Source organism: Psychrobacter sp. ENNN9_III (genome assembly GCF_001462175.1).
GTDB lineage: Bacteria > Pseudomonadota > Gammaproteobacteria > Pseudomonadales > Moraxellaceae > Psychrobacter.
In genome coordinates, this window is record NZ_LNUO01000006.1 from 1 (window position 1) to 9,019 (window position 9,019).

Annotated in this window: 9 protein-coding genes; 3 read left to right on the plus strand and 6 right to left on the minus strand. The window is 43.9% G+C overall.

Annotated features, from left to right (window positions below; translation table 11 throughout):
- Positions 1 to 31: 31 nt before the first annotated feature.
- From PENNN9_RS00445 to PENNN9_RS00465, 5 genes are all read right to left on the minus strand, one after another.
- Complete coding sequence (locus PENNN9_RS00445) at positions 32 to 1,075, minus strand: NAD(P)H-dependent flavin oxidoreductase (protein WP_058367815.1); 1,044 nt, start codon at positions 1,073 to 1,075, stop codon at positions 32 to 34.
- A gap of 256 nt (positions 1,076 to 1,331) precedes the next feature.
- Positions 1,332 to 1,709 carry a DsrE family protein gene (locus PENNN9_RS00450; protein ID WP_058367816.1) on the minus strand — a complete coding sequence of 126 codons (378 nt, stop codon included), beginning with the start codon at positions 1,707 to 1,709 and terminating at the stop codon, positions 1,332 to 1,334.
- A 175-nt stretch (positions 1,710 to 1,884) separates the two neighbouring features.
- A complete protein-coding gene (locus tag PENNN9_RS00455; RefSeq protein ID WP_058367817.1) occupies positions 1,885 to 2,427 on the minus strand; it encodes an acyl-CoA thioesterase in 543 nt (180 codons plus the stop codon).
- Positions 2,428 to 2,475: 48 nt separating this feature from the next.
- Positions 2,476 to 3,645: a YheT family hydrolase gene (locus tag PENNN9_RS00460; RefSeq protein WP_058367818.1), complete on the minus strand. Its 1,170-nt coding sequence runs from the start codon at positions 3,643 to 3,645 to the stop codon at positions 2,476 to 2,478.
- Between the two features lie 108 nt (positions 3,646 to 3,753).
- The gene (locus PENNN9_RS00465; protein ID WP_058367819.1) at positions 3,754 to 4,350 is read right to left on the minus strand and encodes a YigZ family protein; all 597 of its coding nucleotides are present in this window, start codon (positions 4,348 to 4,350) and stop codon (positions 3,754 to 3,756) included.
- Between the two features lie 224 nt (positions 4,351 to 4,574).
- Between PENNN9_RS00465 and PENNN9_RS00470 the strand changes: the two genes are divergently transcribed.
- Together PENNN9_RS00470 and PENNN9_RS00475 are read left to right on the plus strand one after the other, a co-directional pair.
- Positions 4,575 to 5,279, plus strand: a complete 705-nt coding sequence (locus tag PENNN9_RS00470) for a pseudouridine synthase (protein ID WP_058367820.1) — start codon at positions 4,575 to 4,577, stop codon at positions 5,277 to 5,279.
- 351 nt (positions 5,280 to 5,630) lie between these two features.
- Complete coding sequence (locus PENNN9_RS00475; RefSeq protein ID WP_058367821.1) at positions 5,631 to 6,707, plus strand: disulfide isomerase DsbC N-terminal domain-containing protein; 1,077 nt, start codon at positions 5,631 to 5,633, stop codon at positions 6,705 to 6,707.
- A 145-nt stretch (positions 6,708 to 6,852) separates the two neighbouring features.
- On the opposite strand, the gene PENNN9_RS00480 is transcribed toward PENNN9_RS00475, so the two are convergent.
- The gene (locus PENNN9_RS00480; protein WP_058367822.1) at positions 6,853 to 7,512 is read right to left on the minus strand and encodes a DUF2939 domain-containing protein; all 660 of its coding nucleotides are present in this window, start codon (positions 7,510 to 7,512) and stop codon (positions 6,853 to 6,855) included.
- 389 nt (positions 7,513 to 7,901) lie between these two features.
- Here PENNN9_RS00480 and dnaJ point away from each other — a divergent pair, with 389 nt between their 5' ends.
- A complete protein-coding gene (gene dnaJ / locus PENNN9_RS00485) occupies positions 7,902 to 9,014 on the plus strand; it encodes a molecular chaperone DnaJ (protein WP_058367823.1) in 1,113 nt (370 codons plus the stop codon).
- The last annotated feature ends 5 nt before the right edge of the window (positions 9,015 to 9,019 follow it).

Here is a 9,019-nt window from a genome sequence, read left to right on the forward strand (position 1 = left end):
GTCTGGTGTTTCTTTTTTTTGGCTATAGCAATTACAAATCCTTTACCAGTCGCTTTAGTAACTCAGTCGTGCTTTCTTGTCTGGCCAAAGCGACTCCTTGTCCTGCCCATAAAGACTGGTGTTCTGCATCAAGGTTCTTTTTCGCATGCACACGCAGGTCTTTGGTCATGGCATTTAATTGTGGGTAAGGTGGTAGCTCATGTGCGCTCTCAAATTGGCCAAAATTACGCAGATAATCATTTAATAAGCCGCGTGCCTGCTTACCTGAAAACAGTCTTGTTAAGCGGGTCTCAGAACTGCGTTTATCTTGACTGGCATCGAGTAGCGCCTGTTTATAAATATCATTAATGCCGCATTTATCTGTGGTCAAAAATGCCGTTCCTATTTGCGCCAGCTCAGCACCTGCCGTTTGAATCGCCTTGATAGCTTGCCCGGTCATAATACCGCCGGCCGCGATTAACGGAATATCGGTACAAGCCCGCGTCTGACTAATCAGCGTCAATAATCCCATTGGATCGTTTGCGCTTTGTGGCAACCAACCACCGCGATGGCCACCAGCTTCTACCCCCTGCACGCATACTGCATCTGCGCTAATATCCGCCCAAGCTTTTGCTTCCAATGGATGATTGGCGGTACCGATGACGCGTGTGCCTAGACTTTGCAGGCGCTGCACTTGTTCGGCGCTAATAATACCAAAGGTAAAACTGGCGACAGGAACAGGATTGTCATAGAGCACTTGTAGCTGGTCTGCGAACCTAAGCGCTGGGCGTGCAGGTAACTCTATTTCAATATTTTGCTGTTTATAATACTGGCTTAGCCAAGCAGGAATCTCGCTGTCCAACGTACTAGAATCATGCTCAGACAACACCATCAGATTGATCATAAAAGGGCGATCGGTGAGCGATTTAATAGTGTCAATTTGCTTATCCAAAACATCTGGCGCCGTCGTGCCGGACCCTAATGACCCCAATCCACCAAAGTTACTGACTGTCGCCGCCAGCTCAGGCGTGGTTGCTCCTGCCATAGGTGCTTGCACGATAGGGTAGGTTAAATCAAAGGTGTTAAGTAAGGTCATGACGGGCTTCCTGTTTATTTTATTAGGCGTTTTACATGACTTACTTTAGCAAAGCTGGACGGCTTGCATGTTAGATAATGTGTATTTAGTTTCTAAATAGAAAAGGTGAGTTTTTACTACAAGATTGTAGTTAAGACATTTGACTACGGTTTTGTAGTTAAATAATAGCATCAAAAAAAGGTCAGCCTCCAAACCATCAAAAAGATGACTAAGAAAACTGACCTATTTTTATAAACTACTTACTTAGCTTAAACGCTTAGTTCAACTGCAAAGATCCCTTCGCATTCATCAACAGCTCAACCACATCATCGCCGCTGATGACAGTAAAGCGCTTATCGATGTCTGACTCTTCCACACCGCCGTGTTTCATACAGGCACCGCAGACCAATACGTTACCACCTTTCTCTATAAAGGCTTCTAGCAAATCCTTAGCAGGATCAAATGGTGCGCCGATATCGACGTTATCCAAAGCATTAGGCAATGCTAGGTGTACTGCATCTACCATCAATATAACGGTTGCAGAGTGCCCTTTTTTAAGTGCGACACCTGCCATTGTAAAGGCTAAAGTAATTTTGCTCGGGTTTGATTCACTATTATCAAACAGCGTACCTACATAATCCGTATTATTAACCATTTTATTCTCCTTATTAGACTGTGTTTACTTAGTCATTAATTAATATCCAATTGAATATTCTACTCACTAATATCCTAACATTTATTATATGTATTTATATAATGTAATGTTATAGAACAGTAGTCTTAAGGTTAACTGGCTGTGACAGATTATCAAAAATAAATTTACAGTTAGCCTAACCTAAAGGCGGCCACGGACGATCATCATCACTCTCAATCCACTCGGCTACGTAGCCTGTCGGCGGCATATCCCAATCAGATTTGCCCATCGCATCCAGTACTTCTTGAGTTTCAATCACGCGACCTTTACTAGTGACACCCGTTCGTAATAGGGCAGACGAGCAAGGCTGGCCTTTTACCCACATTGATTGTTCCACGTAGATCCAGCGCTCATCGATAGCAGCGACGTGCGTCTTGATAGTGACCTTATCAAAAGCGCGAATACGTTTGCGATATTGTACGGTGCTGCCAGCTACGACCAGCCCCCAACGCTTATGCAATAATTGTTTGCCAAGACCAGTACGAATGGCAAAGTCAGTACGTCCCAAATCAAACAAGGTCAGCACGCGACCATTATTCATCTCTAAAAAATTATCAATATCTGTCAAGCTACAACGAATCTCAATCTCGCTGGTATCTGCTAAGTCTAGTTGAGCGCCTTTTTGGTGAGCGATGACAGCCTTAGTGATAGATTTAGCATAACGAAAAAATGGATACATGACAGATTCTCAGTAGTTTAAGGATTAGGATTATGACTTATTAAATTATTATTCATTAGAAGCATTGTTAGGTGAAGTATTTTTATTTGAAGTGTTATCAAGTGAAATATCGTTAGACGAAATGCCAATCGAGTGAAAGAAGGCGCTAACGGTCTCAGGGATCCAATTGATATCGAATTTTGAAGTCTTGGTTTTTTTACCATTCTTTTTCGATTGCTTAGCGTTTAATCTTACCGTATCACTCTGCTTGCTTGTTGAGCGATAACGCAAATAACCAATATGTCCACCGTGCTCAGTCTCCAAAATAGTGACGCTATCAGACACATCGTTTGGTGTGGCGGTAAAGCCAAGGAACGGATCGTCTTTGGCGCTAATCAGCAGTAGCGGATGAGTAACGTTGATAAGATGCGGCAGTGCGGAGGCAGTATAATAATAGTGATTGTTAGAACGGTAGCCATGACGCGGCGCGGTAAAGATATCATCAAAATCGCTGATACGATTGACGGCCTTAATAGAGGCGATTTCCTCTTCGCTTATGTCATTCGATAAGGCTTTTTTGATAATTGGATTGAGCAGATACGGCGTATAAATACGATGGCTCAAAAAGCTATGCATACTGAGTGCAGCCGACGACATATCGACAGGAGCTGAGACTACCACAGCACCTTCACATAGCGCATCATCGCCATATTCGCCCATGTATTTTGCCAGTGCATTTCCGCCTAGTGAGACGCCTACCGCATAGATATGTGCATACTGCTCACGTAAATTCTGGAGCATATGATGCACCTCTTCGGTGTCGCCAGCATTATAAAAGACGCGACCATTAGCCGGAATACCGCCGCAGCTGCGAAAGTGTGCCACTACAAAGTGCCAGCCCTCGCTATGCATCTGATACGCCATGGCTCGTGCATAATGACTGTCACTGCTGCCTTCCATGCCGTGGAATAGCACCACTAAAGGGGTTTGCTCAAGCGTACCGTCGTCAGTTGCCTCTATGGGATGCGCATCGTAGAAGTCATAAGCAATGTCTGTCTCACATAACGAGTCTTGCTTGACTGCGCGCCGATACTTTGGTACCTCTGGCGCTAAAAACTTAGGTAAGATACTTTGCAGATGTGGATTGGTCAGCCAAAATGGCGGCTTAAAAGGAGTGGGTGCAAACGGTTTTGCGGTATTTGAAGACTTTGCAGTGTTTGAAAGTTTTGAAGTTGGCATAAGTTAATCTTATCAAGTCGTTATTAAACAGTGTTTTATCATAACGTTCGGCCAGGTTAAATCCAATGATTTATCGTGAACGCATGATTACTAAAAATTGTTCATGTTCTATGATTTATTTAGCACCCGTCCATCCATCGCCAGTCGCTCTTTTAACGTTTCAATATCTTGTTCAGCAATGGTCACGGTTAACGTAACCTGCTTGCTATAAGACACATCATCAATACTACCGTTTAGACTTTCGACGATATAGCGACATTGCGCTTCAGTAGCGAACTCTGCCAGTATCTGTACTTGTGCCATTGGTACATAAGGGCGCAGTATCATCTCATCAACGGCCGCTTGTGCAGAGCCTGCATAGGCGCGAGTCAGGCCGCCAGCACCCAGTTTGATACCACCAAAATAACGCACCACGATAATAATAACGTTACCGATAGACTTGTGCTGTAAGACGTTTAAGATTGGGCGGCCTGCTGTACCGCTGGGCTCTCCATCGTCATCGAAGCCTGCGCTCGTTGTATTATCAGGATCACCGATGATATAAGCCCAACACCAATGCCGCGCATCAGGATATTGTTCGCGCAGCTGTTCCACGTGAAACATTGCTTGCTCACGTGAATCGACCGGATGAGCATAAGCGATAAATTCAGACTTTTTAATCTCCAGCCTGGCAGTAACAGCTTTTTGCAAGGTATGATAACTCATATAATTAATCCAATCTGAAATTAGACATAGTGCTACTGAAAATAAATTTTGCGTAGCCTCTGTCTGCGTAGGCACAGCATGCAAGGAAAAATTATTTTCAGTAGCACGTCAGCCCATATCACAGTTTCGTTTTTAGCGTCTATATTGTTTTGATGATACACCTAGGTTTAGATGGGATATGTTAAACTTGCCTCACTATAACAAAACTAATGGTAGCAAATAGCATGCGTTTAGATAAATTTATTAGTAAAGCCACGGAACTGTCGCGTAAAGAATCCAAAAAGATTTTGCACGCAGGCGAAGTCACTGTCAACGACGAAGTCATTAAAGACCCTGGTGTACATGTCGATATCGTTAATGATGATGTCATGTGGGTAGGCGAACCTCTGTCAGTGGCGACAGGCAATCGTTATATTCTATTGCATAAGCCAGAAGGCTTTGAATGTACATTAAAAGCCAAAGAATATCCTATCGTCACCGAGCTGATCGCAGTACCAGAATTGGGCAGTTTACGTATCGCTGGACGCCTCGATGTGGATACCACTGGTGCGTTACTGATGAGTGATGATGGTGGTTGGCTACACCGTGTCACCAGCCCTAAACACGAGCACGCAAAAGTCTACGAGTTGACCTTAGCGGATCCGATGGACAGCGATGCACAAGAAAAAGCCATTAAAAAGGTCGCTGAAGGTATTTTACTAGAAGGGGATTACGAGCCGACCAAACCTGCGACGCTTGAATTCATCGATGAAACCCATGCTCGTCTGACACTAGAGCAGGGTAAGTATCATCAAGTTAAACGCATGATGGGCTATTTTGGTAATAAGGTTGTTGAGCTACACCGCGCTAGTATCGGCCATATTACGCTAGAAGGTCTGGATAAAGGGGATAGCCGCTTTTTGACAGCAGAAGAAGTCGCAAAATTCTAAACTTTATGCAGCAGAAAAGTTGCCTCATACTCTATCCAAAATCCACTCGTAAAAAACCCGTTACCCAAAACAACTATCAGTAGCAGACACCATATCGGTCGTCTGACTGCTGATGTTGCCTGTCTCTTAAAGCTGGGTAGCAGTTTTGCAAAATAAAACGCTGAGCGCTTATCAAAACTAGTCAATGTGCTACAGTCTCAGCTTCATTAATCTACTTTTTTACATAGTGTTACTGTTTTTAATATAGTCTTCTAAATATAGTTTCTTTTAAAATTAACTGAAGAACCTTGATTAAAAGAAATTAGAAGTTTTGATTCAGTAATCTACTACGAATTTGATAGGACAACGCTTGTGAAACGACCTGTATTAAAATTTGCTAGTCTTATTAGTGCCATATTGTTAGCGACGACCGCTTGTGCCGAGCCATCGGTTTCTAACTCCGTAAGCAAAAGTGCCAACCAAAACACTAGCCAAAACACACAGAATACGCCAGCAGCTGGAGATGTTAGTGCAGCTGTTGATAGTCAGCTACGCCAAGTGCTGACCCAAGCTGGTATTAAGACGCAGATCACTTCTATTTCGCCATCTAACTTACCTAACATGTATCAAGTTGATCTGGCTGGTCAACCGCCACTACATATTACTGAAGATGGTAAATACGTCATTCAAGGCGAGCTACAAAAGAACCCAAGCAAGCGTGTCGTGACCGATACTCCAGCGCGTAGTAAGAGTGCGCAAGTAGGTATGCCTGTGAGCGCTGCGGTCAAATCGGCTGTACTTGCTAATATGAACGAGCTTAAAAACATGAGTGCCAAAACACCGTTCTTTTATACCGCGGTACCGGGCGTGCTTTGGAGCGCGACTTTAGAGGGCGTGCCGTTTTTATTATCCGATGACGCGCAATATATTACCGATGGTGAGATATCCGTCATTGAGAATGGACAGTTTACAGGGCTGGATGAAGAGTTTGAAAAGCGTAAAAACCAGTCGGTGTTTAAAACCTTAGATGACAAACAACTCATAACCTATCCGGCAACTAGCGCTGAGAGAGCCGTTATCTATGTGGCTGACGATGTCAACTGTCCTTATTGCCGCAGACTGCATCAACAACTACCGATGCTCAATGCAAAGGGCGTAACCGTAAAAATCATTGGCTATCCGATATACGAGCAATCACCGGCGCAGATGCGCGGTATCTGGTGTCAAGCAGATGAAAGTAGTCGTCGTAAGGCTTTTGATAAAGCAATGTTAGCGGGCGAGATGACGCCTGCACCAGCCAGCTGTAGCGCAGATTATGTAACACCGAATCGCGAAAAGGCAGCTGGCTTGGCGGTCATGGCTACGCCTGCTATTTACCGTGAAGATGGAGTGCTCTATCAAGCCAGTTTTGAGAGTCCTGAATTTTTAGAGTTCTTAGGAGTAAAATAGATAGCTCCGACATTCTTCTTCAAGACAATCAGCTACGTAAAGTTGATTGGTATAGATTTATTAGTAATAAAAACCGCCCTATAAACAGAGTCTATAGGGCGGTTTTATATGGTTTGTAACAGCGTTTATGATAGAACTGAATTACTTATGGGAGCACGACATCTACGATTTTCCATTCAATAAAGCCTTCACGCTGCATGTTTATAGTAATTGGGTAGCCTTTGATTTGTCCACTAATGTTAAAGCAATTAAGACCGCAATAGCTTAATGTTGGCTTGTCACTGTCTGTCCCTTGTGCTGCTTGCTGCTCTAGCTGCGCAGCTTGCTGATTCATCATTTGCTGCACTTGTTGTTTGACTACGATATCGACATCACCGCGATGTATAATCAAGTCTTGGATAAGGTTTTTGAGATCGATTTGATTGCTAGAGATTGCCCAAGCCGCAGCAAGCTCTTTGGTCGCCGTATTAGCTTGGCCTTGAGTATTGATGAGTCTCTCAACATTTTGCGGTGTGATCGCGCTATCTACTGCCTGCACAATAAAACTATTGGCAGCTTTTGCCAGAGGTTCACCGCCAAGCTCTGCAACCAATGGATACTGATTCATTGTATCGGCGAATCTATTAGTCAGTTGCGTCTTTATACTGGGCCGTACTTGTTCATAATTGATGGCAGCAGCGATAGTCGCCCCGTCTTTGTCATCATAGGCATTTTTGAGCTGATAGGCGCTGTAATAAGGCGAACCTGCATAAATGGCTACTACAATGACTACCAATAATATCAGCAGTGTCATGAGCTTTTTCATAGAGTGGGCTACCTTTTTGCGGACTAAATACAAGCATCAATATGGCGATAAATACTAGCATGACTTTGGTCAATAAAAGTATGAAAATGTTACGTAGGTTTGCTGTCTGAGTACTGATTAGATAAACATCGATACAGCAATCAAGAATTTAATAATTCGCAACTTGATAAATCAACTTATGGTCTCCATTAATAGCGCAAACTTATATTAATTGATTTGGTTAAAACAGCATATCGCCGTATTAACTCGCAATTTTCATATACTTCCTACACTTTTATTATACAGCTTATGTTTCATGTGAAACATCTGCGGATGCCTAGTTGTAAAAATTAGGAAGTGGGTTGATGAATTTGCCAGTTGGCGTGACTGTAATGACGAGAGGAGAGCCCATGAGTAAGCGTGATTTTTATGAAGTATTAGGCGTTAATAAGACTGCAGACAGCAAAGAGATCAAACGTGCATATCGTAAGCTGGCAATGAAGTATCATCCCGACCGTAATTCTGATGACCCTGAAGCAGAAGACAAATTCAAAGAAGCGTCGATGGCTTATGAAGTCCTAAGCGATGCAGACAAACGCTCTGCCTATGATCGTATGGGTCATGCAGCCTTTGAGAATGGTATGGGCGGTGGCGGCTTTGGCGGTGCAGGCGCGGGTAACTTCCAAGATATTTTCGGTGATATCTTTGGGAATTTCGGTGATATCTTTGGTCAGTCACGCGGTGGCGGCGGTGGACGTTCGCGCCGTGGCTCTGATCTGCGTTATGTAATCGAGCTGACGTTAGAAGAAGCGGTACGTGGCTGCAAAAAAGAGATCAGCTTTACTGCACCAGCTCCTTGCGATACTTGTGATGGTAAAGGCGCAAAAGATGCCTCTGATGTCGTGACTTGTCAGACCTGTCATGGTCAAGGTCAGATTCGTATGCAGCAAGGTTTCTTTGCTGTGCAGCAAACTTGTCCGCATTGCGGTGGTACGGGTAAACAGATCAAAAACCCTTGCCCCGATTGTCATGGTGATGGCGTCAAAGAAAAGTCACGTACGCTAGAAGTTTCTATTCCAGCAGGGGTAGATGATGGTGATCGCGTACGTCTGGCTGGCGAAGGTGAAGCGGGCGGAGCAGGCGTGCAAAATGGCGACTTGTATGTTGAAGTACGCGTCAAACCGCACAACGTCTTTACCCGTCAGGGCGCAGATTTGTATATGGACGTGCCTGTTAGCATCACCGATGCAGCACTTGGTAAAGAAGTTGAAATTCCAACTTTAGATGGTAAGGTAAAAATCAAAGTTGCTGAAGGTACGCAAAGTGGTAAGTTGTTACGTGTACGCGGTAAAGGCGTCACACCTGTACGCACAACGATGCAAGGTGATTTGATTTGCCGTGTCGTTATTGAAACGCCGGTGAACTTAACTCGTGAGCAAAAAGACTTGCTACGTCAGTTCCAAGATACTCTCGATGGTGATAGCAAACATCAACAATCACCGCACAAAAAGTCGTTTTTTTAAAAAAA

Coding starts and splice junctions, on each gene's coding strand:
- PENNN9_RS00470 (WP_058367820.1), top strand. CDS start 4,575: ATGCGTTTAGATAAATTTATTAGTAAAGCCACGGAACTGTCGCGTAAA.
- PENNN9_RS00460 (WP_058367818.1), bottom strand. CDS start 3,645: ATGCCAACTTCAAAACTTTCAAACACTGCAAAGTCTTCAAATACCGCA.
- PENNN9_RS00455 (WP_058367817.1), bottom strand. CDS start 2,427: ATGTATCCATTTTTTCGTTATGCTAAATCTATCACTAAGGCTGTCATC.
- PENNN9_RS00445 (WP_058367815.1), bottom strand. CDS start 1,075: ATGACCTTACTTAACACCTTTGATTTAACCTACCCTATCGTGCAAGCA.
- PENNN9_RS00480 (WP_058367822.1), bottom strand. CDS start 7,512: ATGAAAAAGCTCATGACACTGCTGATATTATTGGTAGTCATTGTAGTA.
- dnaJ (WP_058367823.1), top strand. CDS start 7,902: ATGAGTAAGCGTGATTTTTATGAAGTATTAGGCGTTAATAAGACTGCA.
- PENNN9_RS00465 (WP_058367819.1), bottom strand. CDS start 4,350: ATGAGTTATCATACCTTGCAAAAAGCTGTTACTGCCAGGCTGGAGATT.
- PENNN9_RS00450 (WP_058367816.1), bottom strand. CDS start 1,709: ATGGTTAATAATACGGATTATGTAGGTACGCTGTTTGATAATAGTGAA.